The organism is Ruegeria sp. CDSA079 (assembly GCF_059612245.1).
Window position 1 is genome coordinate 170,881 of record NZ_JBXWQF010000008.1, and the last position, 20,745, is coordinate 191,625.

19 protein-coding genes are annotated in these 20,745 nt (G+C 56.3%); 8 read left to right on the plus strand and 11 right to left on the minus strand.

What is annotated here, in order from left to right; translation table 11 throughout:
* Window positions 1–110: 110 nt before the first annotated feature.
* Window positions 111–455, plus strand: a complete 345-nt coding sequence (locus AC2FJZ_RS11025) for a RidA family protein (RefSeq protein WP_496671643.1) — start codon at window positions 111–113, stop codon at window positions 453–455.
* Window positions 456–604: 149 nt separating this feature from the next.
* Here the strand turns inward: AC2FJZ_RS11025 and AC2FJZ_RS11030 are convergent, their stop codons facing one another.
* The 6 genes from AC2FJZ_RS11030 to AC2FJZ_RS11055 all read right to left on the minus strand — a co-directional run bounded on the left by AC2FJZ_RS11030 (window position 605) and on the right by AC2FJZ_RS11055 (window position 6,882).
* Complete coding sequence (locus tag AC2FJZ_RS11030) at window positions 605–1,543, minus strand: hypothetical protein (RefSeq protein WP_496777589.1); 939 nt, start codon at window positions 1,541–1,543, stop codon at window positions 605–607.
* Window positions 1,544–1,550: 7 nt separating this feature from the next.
* Window positions 1,551–2,864, minus strand: a complete 1,314-nt coding sequence (locus AC2FJZ_RS11035) for a TRAP transporter large permease (RefSeq protein WP_050604294.1) — start codon at window positions 2,862–2,864, stop codon at window positions 1,551–1,553.
* Window positions 2,865–2,868: 4 nt separating this feature from the next.
* Entirely contained in the window at window positions 2,869–3,402 is a 534-nt protein-coding gene (locus tag AC2FJZ_RS11040; RefSeq protein ID WP_050604293.1) for a TRAP transporter small permease, read from the minus strand.
* A gap of 69 nt (window positions 3,403–3,471) precedes the next feature.
* The gene (locus tag AC2FJZ_RS11045) at window positions 3,472–4,449 is read right to left on the minus strand and encodes a TRAP transporter substrate-binding protein (protein WP_496671655.1); all 978 of its coding nucleotides are present in this window, start codon (window positions 4,447–4,449) and stop codon (window positions 3,472–3,474) included.
* A 52-nt stretch (window positions 4,450–4,501) separates the two neighbouring features.
* Window positions 4,502–5,752, minus strand: a complete 1,251-nt coding sequence (locus tag AC2FJZ_RS11050) for an NAD(P)/FAD-dependent oxidoreductase (RefSeq protein WP_496777591.1) — start codon at window positions 5,750–5,752, stop codon at window positions 4,502–4,504.
* The gene (locus AC2FJZ_RS11055) at window positions 5,749–6,882 is read right to left on the minus strand and encodes an enolase C-terminal domain-like protein (RefSeq protein ID WP_496777593.1); all 1,134 of its coding nucleotides are present in this window, start codon (window positions 6,880–6,882) and stop codon (window positions 5,749–5,751) included. Before AC2FJZ_RS11055 ends, AC2FJZ_RS11050 begins: the two co-directional genes overlap by 4 nt.
* Before the next feature lie 97 nt (window positions 6,883–6,979).
* On the opposite strand from AC2FJZ_RS11055, the gene AC2FJZ_RS11060 reads away from it, so the two are divergent.
* Window positions 6,980–7,900 carry a LysR family transcriptional regulator gene (locus AC2FJZ_RS11060; protein ID WP_496777595.1) on the plus strand — a complete coding sequence of 307 codons (921 nt, stop codon included), beginning with the start codon at window positions 6,980–6,982 and terminating at the stop codon, window positions 7,898–7,900.
* On the opposite strand, the gene AC2FJZ_RS11065 is transcribed toward AC2FJZ_RS11060, so the two are convergent.
* Window positions 7,861–9,555, minus strand: a complete 1,695-nt coding sequence (locus AC2FJZ_RS11065; RefSeq protein ID WP_496777597.1) for a thiamine pyrophosphate-binding protein — start codon at window positions 9,553–9,555, stop codon at window positions 7,861–7,863. The genes AC2FJZ_RS11060 and AC2FJZ_RS11065 overlap by 40 nt on opposite strands.
* Window positions 9,556–9,667: 112 nt before the next feature.
* Here AC2FJZ_RS11065 and AC2FJZ_RS11070 point away from each other — a divergent pair, with 112 nt between their 5' ends.
* Together AC2FJZ_RS11070 and AC2FJZ_RS11075 are read left to right on the plus strand one after the other, a co-directional pair.
* Complete coding sequence (locus tag AC2FJZ_RS11070) at window positions 9,668–10,372, plus strand: GntR family transcriptional regulator (RefSeq protein ID WP_496777599.1); 705 nt, start codon at window positions 9,668–9,670, stop codon at window positions 10,370–10,372.
* Window positions 10,369–11,079, plus strand: a complete 711-nt coding sequence (locus tag AC2FJZ_RS11075) for an aspartate/glutamate racemase family protein (RefSeq protein WP_496777601.1) — start codon at window positions 10,369–10,371, stop codon at window positions 11,077–11,079. The genes AC2FJZ_RS11070 and AC2FJZ_RS11075 overlap by 4 nt, the downstream gene beginning before the upstream one ends.
* Before the next feature lie 104 nt (window positions 11,080–11,183).
* On the opposite strand, the gene AC2FJZ_RS11080 is transcribed toward AC2FJZ_RS11075, so the two are convergent.
* The gene (locus AC2FJZ_RS11080; protein ID WP_496777603.1) at window positions 11,184–11,954 is read right to left on the minus strand and encodes a transporter substrate-binding domain-containing protein; all 771 of its coding nucleotides are present in this window, start codon (window positions 11,952–11,954) and stop codon (window positions 11,184–11,186) included.
* A gap of 121 nt (window positions 11,955–12,075) precedes the next feature.
* Here AC2FJZ_RS11080 and AC2FJZ_RS11085 point away from each other — a divergent pair, with 121 nt between their 5' ends.
* The 3 genes from AC2FJZ_RS11085 to AC2FJZ_RS11095 are packed head-to-tail and all read left to right on the plus strand — an operon-like array spanning window position 12,076 to window position 13,931.
* Window positions 12,076–12,816 (plus strand): amino acid ABC transporter ATP-binding protein, encoded by a 741-nt coding sequence (locus AC2FJZ_RS11085; RefSeq protein WP_496777605.1) that lies wholly within the window; start codon window positions 12,076–12,078, stop codon window positions 12,814–12,816.
* 9 nt (window positions 12,817–12,825) lie between these two features.
* The gene (locus AC2FJZ_RS11090) at window positions 12,826–13,584 is read left to right on the plus strand and encodes an amino acid ABC transporter permease (RefSeq protein WP_496673822.1); all 759 of its coding nucleotides are present in this window, start codon (window positions 12,826–12,828) and stop codon (window positions 13,582–13,584) included.
* Window positions 13,585–13,595: 11 nt separating this feature from the next.
* Window positions 13,596–13,931: a carboxymuconolactone decarboxylase family protein gene (locus AC2FJZ_RS11095; protein ID WP_496673825.1), complete on the plus strand. Its 336-nt coding sequence runs from the start codon at window positions 13,596–13,598 to the stop codon at window positions 13,929–13,931.
* A 52-nt stretch (window positions 13,932–13,983) separates the two neighbouring features.
* Here the strand turns inward: AC2FJZ_RS11095 and AC2FJZ_RS11100 are convergent, their stop codons facing one another.
* On the minus strand, window positions 13,984–14,916 hold the full coding sequence (locus AC2FJZ_RS11100; RefSeq protein ID WP_496777607.1) for a hydrogen peroxide-inducible genes activator: 933 nt from the start codon (window positions 14,914–14,916) through the stop codon (window positions 13,984–13,986).
* A gap of 107 nt (window positions 14,917–15,023) precedes the next feature.
* On the opposite strand from AC2FJZ_RS11100, the gene katG reads away from it, so the two are divergent.
* On the plus strand, window positions 15,024–17,204 hold the full coding sequence (gene katG, locus AC2FJZ_RS11105) for a catalase/peroxidase HPI (RefSeq protein ID WP_496777608.1): 2,181 nt from the start codon (window positions 15,024–15,026) through the stop codon (window positions 17,202–17,204).
* A 444-nt stretch (window positions 17,205–17,648) separates the two neighbouring features.
* Here katG and AC2FJZ_RS11110 read toward each other — a convergent pair whose 3' ends face one another.
* On the minus strand, window positions 17,649–19,433 hold the full coding sequence (locus tag AC2FJZ_RS11110) for an ABC transporter ATP-binding protein (protein WP_496673833.1): 1,785 nt from the start codon (window positions 19,431–19,433) through the stop codon (window positions 17,649–17,651).
* A 293-nt stretch (window positions 19,434–19,726) separates the two neighbouring features.
* Window positions 19,727–20,668, minus strand: coding sequence for a c-type cytochrome (locus AC2FJZ_RS11115; RefSeq protein WP_496777610.1), 942 nt, complete (start codon window positions 20,666–20,668; stop codon window positions 19,727–19,729).
* Between the last annotated feature and the right edge of the window lie 77 nt (window positions 20,669–20,745).

Sequence of the window (20,745 nt, forward strand, 5' to 3'; positions counted from 1 at the left end):
ACAACACCGTCCGGGAAGTGTTGAATTCCTGAATATCGGGGCTGGCAGTTCGGGTTGTTTCGCTCTATCGCCCGTTTGGAACAACCCACCCGCGACAGGAGTTACCAGCCGTGACCATTACCCGCATCGAAACCGGCCAGCGCATGAGCCGCATCGTCAAGCATAACGGAACCGCCTATCTGTGCGGTCAGGTTTCGGATGCCGCCACGGTGGCTGATCAGACCCGCGACATCCTTGCCAAAGTCGAGGACCTGCTGGAGAAAGCTGGCAGTGACAAGACGCGTATCTTGCAATGTGTGATCTGGCTGTCAGACATGGCGGATTTTGCTGAAATGAACGCCGTCTGGGACGCTTGGGTGCCCGAAGGCCACGCGCCTGCCCGCGCCTGTGGCGAGGCGAAGCTGGCCCGCGATATTCTGAAGGTCGAGATGATCGTTACCGCGGCCTGCGACTGATCATTGCAAGAAACCCGCCCTGTACCGATTTTCGGTGCGGGGCGTAGCCCTTGTTTGCGAAACTTTCAAAAACCGGATGCAATCCGAAGCTGGCGGCATAAGTGTTAACACAAATGATTACCCGGTTTGGTGCTAACTTCGACGCTTTTTCACCAGTCGGACGCGGGATCTTTCTTTCTGTAAAAACGCCGCATGACCATTGGAGTCAGGTACATTGGAATCTGATAGGCCCCGATAAAGGCCATGACGGGTGCGGTCACGTCAATTGGCAACGCTACAAAGAAAAGGGCGATGTTCCGGTTGCCTGCGATAAGCGACATGGCTGTGGCCTTCGGCTGCGGTAGCCTGCCGGACGTCAGAAAAAACACTATGATCTGACTGCCAAAATTGGCCAGGCACGCGAGTACGATCCAAAACAGTGCAGTGGCAGGGTTTTTCAAGGCCATGGCACTGACCGCAGGCATCAATCCGATAACAAAAACGGCCAGAGTGATTGCGCCCAATCCTTCCAAGTTCAAAAGCATGGATTGCGAAGGATTTCGCAGCACTTTGCGCCTTATGAAAATGGCTGCTCCGGTTGCGCACAAGATTGTCAGCGACAAACGCAAACCCACCCACAAAACAGATTGAATGTCACCCAACTCGGGCATGAGCAGGAAAACGGGCAGTGCCGTCAGGGGCAACAGGGCTGTGCCAACCACCATTAGCCGCATAGCGTGCTCTGGTGCGTGCCCCATCATCATGCACATATTCGGACTGCCTGCTATGGAAGGGGCCGCGGCCATGATCAGCAAGGACAGAAGGACTGGCGTTCCGATCCACCCTCCGACATATCCTATTCCCAACAGGATCATCGGAATCACGAGCTGAAACCCAACGATCGTGACTACCACTTTGGGCAGGTCACTCAGCGATCCAAAGATCGCTTCTGGGCCCATCCTCAGCACGGTGACGAAGAGCAACAGTACAACCAGGGGCGGAAGCAGGCCCCGCATCGGTTCAGCCAAGGCCGGCAGTAGTAGACCTGCGACCAGACCACTGATCAGTACATACGGACCTTGACGCGCCGCCAGATGAAGCGGGTTCAAAGCTTATCTACCCTCCAGAGGTTTGTCGCAGGTTCTCGGGCAACCAAGTCGCGAGATCGGGGAACCAGATCAGGATAAAGACCATCAGCACCATAATCAGGAACATCGGAATGGCCGCCCGTGCGATGTAGCTCATCTCGTGGTTGGTCATGCCTTGCATGACGAACAGATTGAACCCGATCGGGGGCGTGATCTGTGCCATCTCAACAACGACAACGATGAAGATACCGAACCAGATCAGGTCGATCCCGGCGTCGCGGATCATGGGTTCGACCACGGCCATGGTCAGCACGACCGAAGAAATGCCGTCCAGAAAACAGCCCAGAATGATGTAGAAGACCAGCAGCACCATGAGCAGTTCAAACCGGGTTAGCTCCCATCCGGCAATCAGATCGGCCAGCCCACGCGGCAGGCCGGTAAAGCCCATGGACAGCGACAGGAAGGCTGCGCCCGCCAGAATGAGGGCAATCATCGCGCTGGTGCGCGTGGCTCCCATCAGGCTTTCGGTAAACGTTTTCCAGGTTAGCGATCCCTGACCCGCCGCCAATAGCAGCCCGCCGATGACCCCAAATGCTGCGGCCTCGGTCGCGGTGGCATACCCCAGATACATTGACCCAATGACCACCATGATCAGCAGTATTACAGGCAGCAGAAAACGCGAGTTTTTGATTTTCTCGGAAAAGCTCAGTTTGGTTTCGGTATCGGGGCTCCAATCCTTGCCGAGCTTGGAATAGATAGCTACGTAACCCATGAACATCGACGCCAGTACCAGACCCGGCAGAATTCCGGCGAAGAACAGCTTGGTTATGGATTCATTGATCGTCACGCCGTATACGATCAGGGTCAGTGAGGGCGGGATCATCAGCCCAAGTGTGGCGGCCCCGGTCAATGTCCCGATGATCATCCGCTCGGGGTAATTGCGCTTACGCAGCTCAGGGATAGACATCTTTCCAACCGTTGTCAGCGTGGCCGCTGAGGAGCCCGAGACGGCCGCGAATACCGTACATCCAACGATATTGGTGTGTACCAGCCCGCCAGGCAAAGGGGCCATCCATGGGGATAAGCCCTTGAACATGTCTTCGGATAATCGCGTTCGGTACAGGATTTCGCCCATCCAGATGAACATGGGCAGTGCGGTCAGGGTCCATGACGACGATGCCGACCAGATGGTGGTGATCATAACATCCCCGACGGGGCGGGTAGTGAACAGCTCCATCCCGACCCAGGCAACACCCATCAGGGCCAAACCAACCCAGACGCCGGTGCCCAGCAAGGTGAAGAGAACAAACAGAAAGAGGATGATAACAGAGAGGTTTTCCATGCGCTTACTCTCCGTGGCTCTGGTCGGCCAGATCGCGGGTGATGCGGTGGTCGCCCTTGAACAGCACGTGGATCAGGTGGTCGGTCAGGGCGATGGCAAGGATGATAGCACCGATCAACATTGCAGATTGCGGGATCCAAAGGGCAGTTTTGTCCTGTCCCTGGCTGATGTCGTTGAACTTCCAGCTCCAATAGACAAAGCGGTAAGCGTACCAGCAAAAATACCACATGACGGCTGTGGCGATTGCAAAACACCAGACTTCCAATATGCGACGGACACTGTCGGGCACCGCGTTCAGAAGGATTGAAACGCGAATGTGGCTGCCTCGGTTCAGCGCATTGGCAAAGGCCAGAAAGGACGCGGCGGCCATGGCATAACCTGCATAGTCGGGCGCTCCGGGGAACACCTCACCGGTCCAGCGGGCCAGCATCTGCACGACGATCAACAGCAGGATCGCAATGAGGCTGAGAGCCGCAAGTACCCCCGCCGCCTGATAGATAAAGTCCAGTACGGACCGAAGCCCTCGCAATACCGCCATGCTGTCCCCGCTGTGTTTTGATTGGATGCGAAAAAGGCGGCAGGATGAACCGCCGCCCAATTCGAAAGGTTACTGAGACGCGTTGAACGTTTCGACGATGGCCTTGCCTTCGTCACCGGCTGCTTCCAGCCATTCATTGGTCATGGTCACGCCGATCTCTTTCAATTCCTGCACCATTTGGTCAGATGCCGGGCCAACTGTCATACCGCCATCCCGCAAACCCTGCAGAGTGAAGCCAGTATATTCCTTGGCGCGCCAGTTCCCCGCATACTCGGCTAACTCGGCACACCCCTTTATGACGTTTTTGTTGGCGTCTGAAGCGCCCGACCAGACGTCCGAGTTCACCATCACGTAGTTGCGCGGAAGCCAGGCATCGACCTCGTAGAAGTACTTCAGGCTTTCCCAGACCTTGCGGTCGTAGCCGGTCGAACCCGAAGAAATCATCGAATCTGCAACACCGGTGGCAAAAGCCTGACTGATTTCCGCAGCCTCGATGGTCACGGGCAGCATCCCGGTCAATTCAGCCAACCGCGATGTGGCGTTGTTATACGAGCGGAACTTGATGCCCTTCATATCGGCGACAGAAGTCACTTCGTCCTTGAAATACAGGCCCTGAGGCGGCCACGGCACCGCATACAGCAACGTCAGGTTCTGTTCGGCCAGCACTTTTTCGATAGATGGCTTGGCAGCTTCCCAAAGTTTGGCGCTGTCGTCGAACGACGTTGCCAGGAACGGGATGGAGTCAAACCCGAACAGTGCATTTTCGTTCTGGTGACCGGATAACAGGCGCTCACCAATCGGGGCCTGCCCGGTCTGGATCGCGCGTTTGATATCAGCACCTTTGAACAACGAGCCGGAAGGGTGCGTAACGATTTCTATCTCGCCACCTGTACCGGTGGTCACGCATTTTGCGAACTCAGCGCCTGTTGCCGAATGGAAGTTCGACGCCGAATAGGCCATTGGCATGTCCCATTTTTCGGCCATGGCCGGTGCTGCTGCAGCTGTGGTCAAAGCTGTCGCTGCCAGAAGATTTGTCAGTTTTTTCATCGTTTTCTCCCTATTGAGTTTTAAAATACCGATGTTTTTCATCAGCTTGTTCTTATGTCGTGTAGCGCGACGGCGCGTAAACGCTCACATCCGTGTTCGGGGTTCTGCCTGCGATCATCTGCGCCAGAAGACGTCCGGTTTTTGGCCCGCCTGTCAGGCCAATGTGATGGTGTCCGAAGCCCATGTAAGCACCTTGGATACCGGGCACGTCGCCAATGATCGGGATCGAGTCAGCCGGGGCGGGCCTGTGCCCCATCCATTCCACTTCCTCCTTCCATGTTATGCCCGGAAAAGCCGCCCGGGCATTTTTGCGCATCAATTCAAACGGAGCGCGTGAGGGTGGTGCATCCAACCCTCCGAACTCTACAATTCCCGCCAAGCGTATGCGCCCATCCATGGGTGTGGCAACAAACTTACCTGAGGCGACCATGACCGGGCTGCGTGGCATTGCGGAAGGTTCCACCAATTCAAGATGATACCCACGTTCGCTTTCAAGAGGAACAGAAACCCCCAATCGTTTTGCCAATGGTCCCGACCAAACGCCAGCCGTTACAATGGCTGTGTCGCACGCAATGGTCTCACCGCCCGCGCGCACGCCTGTGACGCTGCCGTTTTCGCGCGTAACATCCTCGACATTGGCACGGATGATCCGACCTCCCTGATCTTCAACATGCGCAGCTAGATCTTTCACATACCGCCCCGGATCGGTGATATGGCCATGGTCCGATAGCTTGGCCGCAAATCCGATATCCGAGCTGAATACGGGGTCGTAATCGTGGAACGCCTTGCCTTCCAATTCTTCCCACGCAAAACCTTGCTTGCGTCGAATGCTCCAACCAAAGGCATCGCTTTCGAAATGGGCGCGGTTTTCATAAAGGAACAGATAGTCGCTGGGGACAATCCATTTCTCGGCGCCGGTTCCTGCAGTCAAAGCCTTGTGGTCGTTTAGGCTGTCGCCCACGATGGGCGTCAGGGCCGCAGCGATCCGCTCAACATCTGCGGCATTTGCGTGGCTCAAGTATTGTCTGAGCCACGGCAGCAGCTTTGGCAGGTATCCCCACTTCAGGAACAGTGGCTGAGAAGGGCTTAAAAGCATCTTGGGTGCTTTGCCGAGCAACCCCGGAACCGTCACGGGGATGATAGAGCAGGACGCCAAAACTCCGCCATTGCCGTGCGAAGTTCCTTCGCCCGGCCCGGCTTTGTCGATCAGAATCACGTCATGGCCATCGCGCTGTAGCCAGACTGCAGCGGATACACCGACAATTCCGGCCCCGATGATGGCTATGGTCTTCTTCTCGCTCACGCGGCCACCGCCTTGGACACTGCGTAGTGGTCCAGTTTGCTCAAGTCGGGCTTGCCGCCAAGCCCGGGGCCGTCGGGAACGCAGACCTGTCCCTTGCTGACCTGGAACGGTTCTTCCAAAATGTCTTCTTTCAGGAAATACGACGCCTGATAGAACTCGCAGCCCAGAGTGATTTCCGGTGTCGCGGCAATCATGTGCGTGCCCGCCAAATGGGCAAGCCCAGCCTCGAACATATCGCCGCCATAGGCGGTCAGACCGTGTGCAGCCGCAATGCGCGCTACGGTCTGACCGCGCGTCAGGCTGCCGGACTTCATGATCTTGACGGAAACACCGTCGCAAATCCCCTCGCGTGCCGCGCGCTCCATGTCTTCAGGGCCAAACACGCTCTCGTCTGCCAATAGCGGAACATCTGTCATTTGCCTCAGCTTGGACATCATGCCGTAGTGGTGGGCGCGCACGGGCTGCTCGATGAAATCGGGATCGAACCGGGCGACGTCTCGGACCTGTGCCGGGGCATCTTCGATGTTAAGTCCCTGATTATAATCCACACGCACCGAAAACTCGGGGCAGTTCTGTGCGAGGTATTCCAGCCGCATGATGTCAAAGGCGTGATCCTTGAACCCGGTTTTGAGTTTCACGATCCGGGCACCATCGTCGTGCAACCTTGCCAACAGGTCGATATCCTGCGCGAAGTCCGGATTGGCGATGGAGCAACTGAGCGGGATCGCATCCCGGAACTTGCCGCCCAACAAAGACCAGACTGGAACCTTGCTGATCCGGCCCGCAAGATCCAAAAGCGCGGATTCCAGCGCCGCTTTGGCTTCTGTGCAATGCGCCACGGCATAAGCCGCGCGCGCCATGATCGCGGACCTGTCACCGACACGCGCATCCAAAACAAGTGGGCGCAAATATCGATCCAATGCGGCAAAGGTCGCCTCTGGAGTGCCGGTGAACACCGACCACGGTGACGCTTCGCCAAATCCTTGCGTGCCGTCCTCGGATGTCAGCCGCAAGATGACAACCTCACAAACGCCCTCCACAGATCCAATACCGTGATCCCGCCGGGAGGTTACCGGCAGCTTTAGGTGCCATAGGTCATAGCCCGTGATTTTCTGTGACAGATCGCTCATTCAGTCCCCTGTAGATAAGCGGAAGCCTGCCTTGACCAGCATATCATTTCAAATACTATATCTTCGACAGTTCATCAGAAAAAATGATACATTGCCGATGTCATTGCGTTTTCGCCAGCTTCAAGCCTTTCACGCCATCATGGAAACCGGAACCGTGACGGGGGCGGCGTCGGTTCTTGGTATCTCGCAACCCGGCATCAGCAACCTGTTGGCACAGTTGGAACGAGAGGCGCGATTGCCTCTGTTTGAGCGCAACAAAGGCCGTTTGCTGCCCACCCCGGAAGCCGAACTGTTGTACCATGAGGTCGACACCGTAGTGCGTGGGTTGGATCACGTTGCCCAAGCGGTGACGGATCTGCAGAACAAGCATCCCGGTCAGTTACAGGTTGCTGCCCCGCACCTGTTGTCTTTTGGTTTCATGCCGCGAGAGATCGCGCGGTTTGCCAAAAGCCGTCCGAACCTGTCCGTCAGCTTTCAGTCGCAATATTCGTCAAAGATTCAGGAATGGGTGACGTCTGGCCTATTTGAGATCGGCATTGTTGAGATGCCGATCCTGCACGACACGCTGAACTACCAGGTGTTTCAGTTCGAAACGCTGGCGACCTTCCCTGAAAACAGCCCGTTGGCAACGTATGACGTTCTGACGCCGGAAACTATGGAAAACGAGCCTTTTATCGTCATGGGGCCGGAGCATCAGACGCACCGAAAAACCCGAGACATTTTCCAGCGTGCCGGGCGCGTATGGCGTACGCAGATTCACACGCACTTGTCTGAAAACCTGCTTAGCTTCGTGAAGCAAGGCATGGGGGTCGCCATGATCGACCCCTTTACCGTTACCTTCGATGAAGAGAGCGGATATCAGACCCGCCCTTTCAAACCAGCGGTCATGCTGGAGCTTGCAATCATCACGGCCAAAAGTCGCCCCCTGTCCAGGATCGCTCAGGAGTTTCTGGACCAACTGACCCCGTCAATAGCCTCTTACGCAACCCACTCGGAAACGGGCGCGGCCGCGTCGTGAAGCTGTTGCGAATGGATGTCGACCAAGGTGGGACCGTCATGTTCGATGGCCTGCTTCAAGACTTTTGGCAGGTCTTCGGGGTCTTTGACCGTCCATGATTTCACACCAAAGGCAGACGCTACGGCGGCATGGTCTGTGCGGTTGAAGTCAACGTTGTAGAATCTTTGGGCAAAGCCCGCATCCTGACCCGCCTTGATCCAGCCGAAGACCGAGTTCGAAAAGACGATCGAGGTGATCGGCATCTTGTGCCGCACCATCGTTTCGAACTCACCGCAGGTGAAACCAAACGAACCGTCACCCATGACAGCGAGGGTCTTGACCGACGGGCGCCCGACATGCGCACCCATCGCTGCGCCCAAAGAATAGCCCAGAGCGCCATGAGCCCGGTTGGTGATGAAATGCCGCCCCGGTTTCTGCCAACGGTAGTGCGCACTGAAATAGGGGCAGGGGGTGCCGGGATCAGCAACAACTATCGCGTCGTCATCCAGAATATCCATTAACGCAGCCATGACAGTTTCGGGCCGGATCGGCATTTCGCGGCTTGCGGCCAAGGGCGCAAAGGCCGCCAGTTTGGCATCCCACGCGGCGCGGGCCTTTTCCACCCCACCTTGAAGGTTCAGGTCCGGCCGACCCTCCAGTGCACGGGCCAGAGCTTCCAGCGCCAGGCGGGCGTCTGCACAGATTGCCACTTCGGTCTGGTAGTTTGCACCAATAACCATTGGATCGCTGTCGATGTGAATGATCGTTGCATCGCGCCCGGGGCTTCTCCACCGTTCGGTTGTGACCGAACCGGCGCGGCATCCAATGAACAGGACAACATCCGCCTGATCGACAACGGCGCGTGTCGCGGGGACGCCGCCGTTCGACCCGACAACGCCCAAAGACAGCGGGTCGATTTCAGCGACAGAGCCCTGGCCGGATACGGTTGTGGCAATGGGCATATCCAACAGACCGGCGACCTGCCTTAAGGCGTCAAAGGCTCCGGACAGGACCGGCCCGCCACCGCAGACCGCAACAGCGGATTTGGCCCTTGCCAGAATGTCCGCCGCCGCTTCGATCGCATCCATGTCTGGGGCAGCGCGCTCGGCAGGATAACTGCGATGCCTTTCATCCGCCCAGATTTCAGCCTCGTCTACCGGTGCTTTCTGCGTATCGAAGGGCAAAGCCAGATGCGTGGCCCCCGGCGTGCCCGTTGTCATTGCCCGGAAGGCGGCCCGCACCATGGCCGGAAGCCGCGCGGCGTCGTCCAGAGAGGCGTTCCACTTGGCCAAAGGTTTGAACAGGGCGGGCTGATCCAACTCGGTCAAAGGGTATTTGCCCCGGCTGGTTGTCGCGACGTCCGAGGTAATCGCCAGTATCGGAACCGAGCTTTCGTTGGCTTCAACAACGCCAGGCAGGATGTAAGTCGCGCCACCGCCCGAGGGGCCTTCGCAGACACCAGGCTTTCCAGTCACGCGCGCATAGCCATCCGCCATATAGGCTGCGTGCCGTTCGTCCCGGGTCAGAAAGTGCTGAATACCGTGATCCATGCGCGCCAGAGCGTCATAGAACGGCAATGTTGTGTCGCCGCACAGACCGAACATGTGTTTCACGCCATGTGCTTCGAGCATACGCACCATTGCCTCTGCTCCGGTCAGATAATTCGTCCCTGTCATGATCCGCGAGTCCCTTGATTCCAATCTGTACGCAGCTCTGTATACAGTTTTGTATATTGATTTCAAGTTCTGCGTGTGGCACCTGTGACTCGTAAGAGGAAAGGCAGGGTTTATGGCGGGTCCACGCGTCGATGACATTTATGATCAGGTTAAGGCGATGGCGGTCTCGTTCCGGCTGCGGCCCGGGGATCGTCTGAACGAAGTTGCCCTGTCCAAGGATCTGGGCGTCAGCCGGACCCCATTGCGCGAGGCGTTGAACCGCCTCGTCGCCGAACGGCTGTTTGATTTCCGCCCGGGACAGGGGTTTTTTTGCCGTCCGTTGGATGCACAAAGCGTGTTTGACCTGTTCGAACTGCGCCAGATTATCGAAATTGCTGCCGCTCGTGCGGCCTGCGCCAAAGCTTCGGATGAAGACCTGCAGATGCTGAAGGATGAGCTTTATTCAACGGGCATCGACATCAGCGGCCTGACCGTCGAGGAAGCCGTCAGCCGGGACGAGGCGTTTCACCTTGGGATTGCAAATCTGTCGGGCAACATGGAGCTCTTGCAGACCCTGACGCGGATCAACGAGCGGATCCGCTATATCCGTTGGATTTCAATGAGTATGGACCGGGTGCACCGTTCAAAGGATGAACATAAGCGCGTTATGCAGGCGTTGATCGAACGGAACGCGGATGAGGCCGCGCGAGTTCTGGGTGTTCATATCGCCAAGCGCATGGATCAGGTGCAGGACGCCGTGCGTCATGGGATCACCAACATCTATATGGAAGGGTCCGGAGACGTCTCGGCGCGAATAATCGAGGAGGTCAAGGCATGATCACGCAGGGCGGAAAATCCATCTATGGCGCATCCGTCGGTATTTTGATGCTGGATGCCCAGTTCCCGAGAATCCCCGGCGATATGGGCAATGCGCTGACCTGGCCATTTCCGGTTCTCTATCGCATTGTCCGTGATGCTTCGCCGGATCGGGTGGTTCGGCACCGGGCCGAGGGGATGCTTGATGCCTTTATTGATGCGGCGCGGGATCTGGTGCGGGATGGTGTGGACGGAATAACCACCAATTGCGGCTTTCTGTCCTTGTTCCAGAAAGAACTGGCCGAAGCCGTCCTGGTTCCGGTGGCCACGTCGTCCTTGATGCAGGTCGAGATGGTGAACCGCATTCTGCCTGCGGGAAAGCGCGCCGGGGTTTTGACCATTTCCGCCTCTACCCTGACCAAAGACCATCTGCTGGCTGCTAACGTGCCGTTGGATACACCTATTGGAACAACCGAAGGCGGGCAGGAGTTCACTCGCGTGATCCTTGGAAACGAGCTAAGCTTGGATGTGGGGAAAGCGCGCGAAGACAATGTTCAGGCTGCGTTGGCGTTGGTTGCGGACAACCCTGACTTGGGTGCGATCGTGCTGGAATGCACGAATATGTGTCCCTATGCGTCCGATATTCAACAGGCGACCGGGTTGCCGGTGTTCTCGATCGTTTCATTCATCAAGTGGTTCCAAGCGGGTCTGAACCCACCGCCCTACTGAGCACGAAACACCTGGCGCAGTGAGTAAACTGCAGGTCACGCGCCAATTGAAAACGCCCGGTCTTTTGGACCGAGCGTTGAATTGCAAGTGGTGTCTGAAACCTGTCAGAGACCCCATTTCTCGCGGTTCGCTTCAAAGAAACCCTGCGCTTCTTTCACTTCAATCCAGTTGTTCACGTAATTGATCCAGACCTGATCGCCCTGCGGCAGGATCATTGCAATAGGCGACGGCGACCGAGGACCGGCATTCTTGACACGGACCACTGGGAATTTCACCTCTAGGGTCGATCCTTCGATATTCGACGTGATGAACACATCCGCGCGCCCGGCGATCACCTCTTGAAAACCGCGGGCCGGGGCTTCGACCACTTTGATCTCGGCATTTGGAAACCATTCACGTACGCGCTTTTCAAACGTAGTGCCCAACGTGGTGGCAACTGTGACGCCCGGTTGGTTGATGGAGTCGTAGCCGTCGAATTTGTCCGCCTTGTCTTTGGTCGTATAGGGGAACAGTTCCACCGCGATGTAGCTGTCTGAGAAACCGGCAACCTTCATGCGCGGCGGAGAGATCGAGGCCGAACCGGTCAGGTGGTACTTTCCAGCCACCACGCCATTGACCAGCGTTTTCCAGTCGGTGGGTACATATTCGACCTCAACCCCCAAATCGGTGGCCAGTTCGTTCATGATGTCGATGTCATAGCCTTTATAGCTGTTGGTGGCGGGGTCGCGCAGCGACATGGGGTTCCAGTCACCGGTGGTGCCCACCTTGAGCACGCCGGAATCCAGAATCTCGTTGAGCGCGGATTGCGCATGTGCGGCCCCCGACAGTACCAGCCCAAGCGCAGCTGCAGCCGCTGCTTTCATAAAAGTGTTCATTGGTTTCTCCTGTTGGTGGTGTTTCTGTCTTGTCGCCGTGTTCATCATTGATTTAACCCGAAAGAGAAAGATAACCTCAAGAAAATATTACAACTTGACCAAAACAGGGACAGACCAGCTTATGCCAGACGCCGCAATCGAACTTGTGGGTGTGAACAAGTGGTTCGACACGTTTCACGTACTCAAGGATATAAACCTGACGGTCAACAGCGGCGAAAAGGTGGTGATCTGTGGCCCTTCGGGGTCAGGTAAGTCCACTGTTGTTCGGTGTATCAACCAGTTGGAAAAACACCAGAAAGGCACCATCCGCGTAGACGGGGTCGAGCTGACGAATGTCGCAAAATCTGCCGCGACCATACGGTCCGAAGTTGGAATGGTGTTTCAACAATTCAACCTGTTCCCGCATTTGACCGTGCTGGAAAATCTGACGTTGGGCCCGATCAAGGCGCGGGGTCTGAGCCGTAAAGAGGCCGAGGAAAAAGCACGTCATTTTCTGGAACGCGTGCATATTCCCGATCAGGCAGACAAAAAGCCCGTTCAGCTGTCTGGCGGCCAACAACAACGCGTTGCCATTGCGCGATCCCTGTGCATGGAGCCGCGTGTTCTGTTGTTCGACGAGCCGACCTCGGCACTGGACCCCGAGATGATCTCGGAAGTGTTGGACGTGATGGTCGCGCTGGCCAATGAGGGCATGACCATGGTGGTCGTCACGCATGAGATGGGTTTTGCCCGAAAGATAGCTGATAAGATGATTTTCATGGACGCCGGTGAGATCGTCGAAGAGGGCAAGCCCGAACATTTCTTCACCAACCCGCAATCCGAGCGGTGTCGCAAATTCCTGTCGCAGATTCTGCAGCACTGAGAGGGGCCGATGAAAAAACTTCTTCTGATATCGCCCCTACTTTTGCTGGCGGGTTGTTCGTCTTCCCAGACTTGGGGCTGGTATGTGATCGATCCGACCACGGCATCGGGCTGGATCAATGTGAAATTCCTGATCTCGGGCATGTGGGCGACGATTCAGATCTCGCTGATTGCGGCGGTTCTGTCGATTGTCGTGGGGTTGATGGTGGCATTGCCGGGGCTGTCCGAGAAACGCGGCTGGAGGCTGGTCAACCGGGTTTATGTGGAATTTGTCCGGGCCATTCCACTGCTACCTATGCTGTTCTGGGTCTTTTACGGTTTGCCCATCGTGTTCCAGTCTATGGGAATGAGTGTCCCGATTGACCCATTCTGGGGCGCAATCATCACGCTGGCGATTTCGGACAGTGCGTTCACCGCCGAGATATACCGGGCAGGCATTCAATCCATCGCACGCGGTCAGCGCGAAGCGGCGCAGACCATCGGGCTGAACTATGTGCAGACCATGCGCTATGTGATCCTGCCACAGGCGATCCGGCGTATTCTGCCGCCCTTGGCAAACCAGTTCATTTACATCGTCAAGATGAGCGCCTTTGCCAGCGTCATCGGGATGCAGGAACTGACTCGCCGTGCAAACGAATTGGTGGTGACGGAATACCGCCCGCTGGAAATATACACCTTGCTGATTTTCGAATATCTGATCCTGGTTTTGATCATCAGCGCTGGGGTGCGCTGGCTTGAGCGACGCATGGGCGCGGACGAACGCGGATAAGGAGCAGACAAATGGACTGGAAAGATTTCATGGCCGAGACTGAGGCCAATATCGGAACATTCTCGAAGGAAGTACCGGAAACCGTTCGCGGTTTTGGCGTCATGGGCAAGGCCGCTAAAACGGATGGTGTGTTGAGCGAAAAGACCAAGGAATTTATGGCCCTGGGCATAGCCATTGCCACCCAATGCGACAGCTGCATCGGGTTTCACGTGCGCTCTCTGGTTCGGCTGGGCGCCACACGAGAAGAAATGTGCGAGGCGCTGGCCATGGCGACGTACATGGGCGGCGGCCCGTCTTATGCCTACAGCGCCAAAGCGCTTAAGGCTTTTGACGTGTTTTCCGAGTGAGAGTGAATTGTAATGATCCGGCAACGCCAGCTGCATTGGGTGTGATCGCGGTTCAATAGACTGCCGTCTGATCGCCGTGCCCCGCGTTCAGATTGTTCTCTTCCGCGGTTTTACGGATGATCGCGCCGATCTTGAGTAAGTTTTCACTCAGCGGGTTGGTCTTTCGCCAGATCAGGCCAATCGTTCGTGTCGGCGGGGTGTCCTGAAAGCGGGCGATTGTGACGTCGGCGGATCGGGTTTCCAATCCGACCGCCATCTCGGGGATCAGTGTGACGCCAATCCCGGCCCCAACCATCTGCACGAGGGTAGAGAGCGAGCTGCCCTCCATAATATGCTGCGGTTCGATATTGCGGATCGAACAGAAAGACAGGGCCTGATCCCGGAAACAGTGGCCTTCTTCCAGCAACAACAACCGCATTGTTCTGAGTTGCGACGAACTTGGCATCGGCAGGCCGGCATCCCGCGCTGGTCGTACCAGCAAGAAGTCTTCGTTAAACAGCGAAAACTCCCGAAGACTGGGTTCCGAGACGGGCAGAGCGACGACACCGACATCCAGCCGTGCCTCAAGGATTTCTCGGATCACGGATTCGGTGATGGTCTCTTTGGGTTCTATTGTCAGCTGCGGAAACCGCTGGGTCATCGCCTTGATAATCGAGGGCAGTAGATAAGGTGCTACTGTGGGAATCACACCGATCCTTAAGCGGCCTGACAAGGGCCCGGAGGGGGACTGCACCAGATTTCCCAGATCCTCGACCCGCGTCAGGATTTCGCGGCTGTGTTTCAACACATCTTCGCCAAGGGCGGTCAGGCGGGTTTCACGTGCCGCGCGTTCGACCAGTGGGCCGCCCATGATGGCTTCCAGCTCTTTGATTTGAATGGAAAGTGCCGGTTGCGAAATTGCGCTTGCCGCTGCAGCCTTACCAAAGTGACCATGTGTGGCAAGGGCTTCGAAGTAACGCAAGTGTTTTAGGGTCAGTGCTTTCATATGAAAAACTAATCGCAATGATAGTAATTACAAATTTCCATTTATCGATTGGGTCGGGTACGAGTCAAGGCATCTGAACCCCTAGGTAAATACTCAGGAGATTTACAATGGACGGTAACCCCCACAATCATCAATCCGGCGGCTGCCCTGTCATGCATGGTGGCAATACAGGAACGGGCAATTCTGTCACCAAATGGTGGCCCGATGCGCTGAACCTGGATATTCTGAGCCAGCACGACACACGCACCAACCCGATGGATGCGGATTACAACCATCGTGAAGCGGTCAAAGGGCTGGATTTCAAAGCCGTCCGCGCCGATGTCGAAGCACTGTTGACCGACAGTCAGGACTGGTGGCCAGCTGACTGGGGTCACTATGGTGGCCTGATGATCCGTCTGGCGTGGCACTCGGCCGGGTCTTACCGCTTGGGCGATGGTCGTGGTGGCGCAGGTTCGGGCAATATCCGGTTTGCTCCGCTTAACTCCTGGCCAGACAATGCCAGCCTGGATAAAGCCCGCCGTCTGTTGTGGCCGGTGAAAAAGAAATATGGCAACGCGCTGTCCTGGGCCGACCTGATCGTTCTGTCAGGGACTGTTGCCTATGAGTCCATGGGTCTGAAAACCTTTGGCTTCGGCTTTGGTCGCGAAGATATCTGGGGGCCGGAGAAAGACGTTTACTGGGGTTCGGAAAACCAGTGGCTGGCCCCGTCCGAAAACCGGTATGGCGATCTGGAAACTCCGGGTACGCTGGAAAACCCGCTGGGTGCGGTGCATATGGGTCTGATCTATGTGAACCCCGAAGGTGTGAACGGCAACCCAGATCCGGCAAGGACCGCGCTGCATATACGCGAAACATTTGCCCGCATGGCGATGAACGACGAAGAGACTGCGGCACTGACCTGCGGTGGTCACACGGTCGGCAAAGCACATGGTGCGATGGCAGGCGACCATATCGGCGCTGAGCCCGAAGCCTGCCCGGTGACCGGTCAAGGTCTGGGATGGGACAACCCCGACCAAGACGGCAAAGCGACCAATGCCTTTACTTCTGGTATCGAAGGCGCTTGGACGAAGCACCCGACCAAGTTCGATATGGGCTTCTTCGACTATCTCTTCGGTTATGAATGGGAGTTGGGCAAGTCACCCGCGGGTGCCAATCAGTGGCAACCTGTCGATATGCCGGAAGATGAAAAGCCGGTCGATCCGACTGATCCTTCGGTCCGTCGTATGCCGCTCATGACAGATGCGGACATGGCAATGAAGATCGATCCGACATACAACGCGATCTGTCAGAAGTTCATGGCTGACCCAGACTATTTCGCCGATACCTTTGCCCGCGCATGGTTCAAGCTAACCCACCGCGACATGGGTCCGCGCGTCAACTACTATGGCCCAGATGTTCCTGCGGAAGAGTTGGTCTGGCAGGATCCGATCCCGGCAGGTTCAACTGGCTATAATGTCGAGGTCGTCAAAGCAAAGATCGCAGAGAGCGGCCTTACCGCCGTCGAGATGATCAACACCGCTTGGGACAGTGCCCGCACTTTCCGTGGTTCGGACAAACGCGGTGGCGCAAATGGCGGGCGCATCCGTCTGGCACCTCAGAAGGACTGGGCGGGGAATGAACCCGAGCGTCTGGCAAAAGTACTGGGCGTGCTGGAGCCGATTGCAGCAGAAACCGGTGCCTCTGTTGCCGACGTGATTGTTTTGGCGGGTAACGTTGGACTGGAGCAGTCGATCAAAGCCGCAGGTTATGACGTGGCGGTTCCGTTCTCGGCCGGTCGTGGTGATGCGACTGACGAGCAGACCGACGTCGACAGCTTCTCGGTCCTTGAGCCGCTGGCCGATGGGTTCCGCAACTGGCAGCTGAAGGAATACGCCGTATCGCCGGAAGCGATGATGCTGGACCGCGCGCAACTGCTGGGGCTGACCGCCTCTGAGATGACCGTTCTGGTCGGTGGCCTGCGTGTGCTGGGTGCCAACCACGGCGGATCGGCACATGGTGTCTTCACTGACCGCGTGGGTCAGCTGACCACCGACTTCTTCGTCAACCTGACGGATATGTCGCTCAGCTGGCAACCTGTCGACGGCGGCACCTATGAACTGCGTGACCGTGCATCGGGCGAGGTCAAGTTCACTGCCACCAGCGCTGATCTGGTCTTCGGCTCGAACTCGATCCTGCGCGGCTACGCTGAAGTTTATGCTCAGGACGACAACGCCGAAAAATTTGTGCGCGACTTTGTGGCGGCCTGGACCAAGATCATGAACAACGACCGGTTCGATCTGGTTGCCTGAGGCAAAAAAGATACCAGGCGGGGGTGCCCTCGCCTGGTTTCGCAGTTCCGGGTTCGGGGCGTGAGCCGACACGCGTTCCAACACATTTCAATTTGCTGAAACCGACACCGGTCAAGTCAGGTCATTGGTTTTCCTTTTCGTGCAAATCCTGATGTTGAGAGAATACCTTTCAGATCTGACAAACCGTTCTCAGAACATGGCCGCCAAAAGCCTTGATTGGTTCCGTTTTCCGATTTCGGAGCAACCAACCATTGTCATCAGGCATCAGGAAAAGATCGAGTGCTTTTGCCGCGATGGCAAATCCATCCATCAATGTACAGACCACCATAGTGCTGGCCCGCAGGCAGGGTAATCCGACCCAATCACTATTGTCGGATAAATTGCCAAAGGTTCGGGTACTGCATACTTGGTCAAACAGAGTAAGCCAGCGAATTGAAGTCGCGGTTATCCCGCGACTTCAGATGTAGGAGCGTGGTGCTTGAACTGTTGATCGAACAGGGCGCGGAAGCTTCCGCTTTTCTTCATCAACTCGTCCAGATTACCCTGTTCCACGATTGCGCCATCCTGAACCACGATAATCTTGTCGGCCTCCAATACCGTCGACAAACGGTGAGCAATGACGATGACGGTCACGTTCTGAGTCAAGGCATCCAGAGCTTTTTTGACGAGCGATTCCGATTCCGCATCCAGTGCGCTTGTCGCTTCGTCTAACAGTAGGATCTCAGCGTTGCGCAGAATGGCGCGGGCAATTGCAATCCTCTGTTTTTGACCGCCGGACAGGAAGGTACCGTTTTCGCCAACCGGTGTGTCGTAGCCTTTGGGCAAGCCCATTATGAAGTCATGTGCATGAGCCGCTTTGGCCGCGTCAATAATTTCTTCTTCGGTTGCGTCCGGGGCCGAGCATCGCAGGTTGTCTAGGATCGAGGCCGAGAACAGGAATGTGTCCTGACCAACAAACGATATTTTCCGACGAAGTGAAGAAAAACTCACTTCGCGCAGATCTTGACCGTCGATCTCGACGACGCCCTCATCAGGATCGTAGAACCGCATGATCAACCCAAACAAGGTGGACTTGCCGCCGCCGGACTGTCCGACCAGCGCCGTGGTTTTGCCCGCTTCGAACGAGACATTCATGTCTTCGATCACCGGTACGGCACCTTGATATCCAAAGGTAACGTTGCGCAGGGCAATGTGACCCGGTCCGTCAGTCAGGTCACGGGCGTCGGGGGATTCCACCATGGTGTCTTTCTGATCCAGCAGGCTAAACAACATGCCGACACCAACCATATTTGATTCAATCTGGACACGCATTCGCGACAGGCGCTTCGCCGGTTCATAAGCCATCAACAGGGCGGTGATAAAGGACATCAGTTGCCCGGCGGTGGGTTGTTCCGTGCCCGCGATGCCCATCGTGCTGACAATTAGGACGCCAGCAACGGCCAGACCTGCCAGGAATTCCATCAACGGGCTGGCGATAGCCTGAAGTCTGGCGATATCGTTCGAGCGTTGCTCGACCTTTCTGATGGCGGTTTCCATCCGGTCGATCATCCGGTCTTCGAGCGAAAAGACCTTGATGACCTTAATACCGGCCGAGGTTTCCTGCAGCACGCGAATGATCTCGGCCAACGATTTGAACTCGGCCTGCATGATCGAGCGTACACTCTTGAGCAGATATCGCACCCCCAGCAAGGCAATGGGACCGACGATAAAGAACATCACCGACAAAACAGGCTGTTGATAAAGCATGACCGCAACCAGCCCGACCAACGTCAGCGCGTCGCGGACAAAGCCGGTAACCAGAACATCGATCAGGTTGCGGGCTGCTTGCGCGCCGTTGGTTGTGCGCATCAACAGATCGGAAGATTCATTGGCAGAAAAGAAAGAAACACCGTGCCGAAGCAGTTTTCGGTAAACCTTTTCCTGCTGCTGTGCCACGATCCGGTTGCCTGCGCGCGCAAGATAGTTAGCCTGAATGTAAGAAGCAATCGCCTTGGTCAGAAACAGCAGCACAACCGCCAGCGCTATCACATGCGCCCATCCGCGAAGCTCGGGGCTGGTCATGGCATCGACGATGAATTCCATCATATAGGCGGATCCGGCGGTGGTTACGGCCACCATGATCATCGCCAACATCGCAACGGCGTATAAGGGGCCTTGTGCATAAAAGCTTTCGCCCACAAGGCGGCCCATATAGCCAGATCGCCATTTTTTCCAGGCGCGCGTTATCATTGCGTACTCCAAATCGTGAAACGGTGCGCACGTTCAGATACCCTAATTTTTGCCGGGCCTAAAGAGCAGATGCCGGGATGCGGCAGAGCGGCTCATGCCAACGGTCTTACGTGCGACGCCGTAGATAGGGAATGGAATGGGATTGGACAAGTGCAATGCGCGTCAAAGCGCCGAAAAGAAGCTGGTTCGGGCAGCGCGGTTTTACTTTATTGTTGCGAAAGATACGGCAGATAACTCAATCATCAGTGCGCGGTGATCCGCGCGACTGAGATCAAGCGGGAATTCGGAACAGTTTAGCTTGCGTCCTGCAAATACGCGAGCAGGTTCACAATGTCGTCTTCCTTTTTCAACCCCGGGAATTGCATACGATTACCCGGAAGAAACCCTTTGGGGTCGGCCAGAAATGTGGCCAGGTTTTCCTGCGTCCAGACGACGTCTATTTCCTGGAGGGCAGAAGAAAACCTGAACCCTTCGGCCTGACCAGCGGATTTGCCAATAATGGCGTGCAAAGACGGGCCGACACCGTTGCGACCTTGGTCAAGCTTGTGGCAGGCGCTGCATTTTCTGAAAACCTTTTTACCTGCTTTGGCGTCCCCTTGCACTGCTGCCGCTACGATCTCTGGTGTCGCTGAGGCAGGCGTTGCGGCGGCCTGTTTGCCGTCAGAATGAAAGATCAATCTGGCCGTTATCGGCACTGTCCGGGTAATGCCTGACAGGTCTGCCAGTTCCTTCAGCGTGTCCACGCCCGCATTGACACCGGCGTCTTCCGCATTGAGGAACACCATATCGTTGGTTGAGACCATTACCGCAGTTTCGGACAGGCGCGCAACAAACAGTTCGGCGTCGAAAGCAACATCGGTGCCAGCCAGCGAAAGAACGGATTCTGCATCTATCGTGGTGGTTTCTCCGACTGACAGCCCGGACACCTCGGACATGTCGAAGTCAGCCGTCAGCTTTGCCGAACCTACTTTGCGAAAGACAAACTCGATCATCCGCTCATTTCGGATATCGATATTGGTCTCGACAGAGGACAGGTCGATGTCGATTTCGGCTTTACCGTCAGGGGTCACATGTCCGCTGAGATTGGTGAAACCGTTGACCTCGCCCACAGTGTTTTTCTTGATGGTACCATAGGCCAGATGCGAGCTGTCGCTGTCCAGTGTCCAGTTGTCCGCAAGTGCAGGCGTTGCAACAATTGCCGACGCAATCGTGACAGCTTTCAACAGAAGATTCATTTCAATTCTCCTAAGATTATGACATTCGTGCCCCTGCGGGCCCGGTCCGTGACAGACAAACACACACAGGTCGTGAT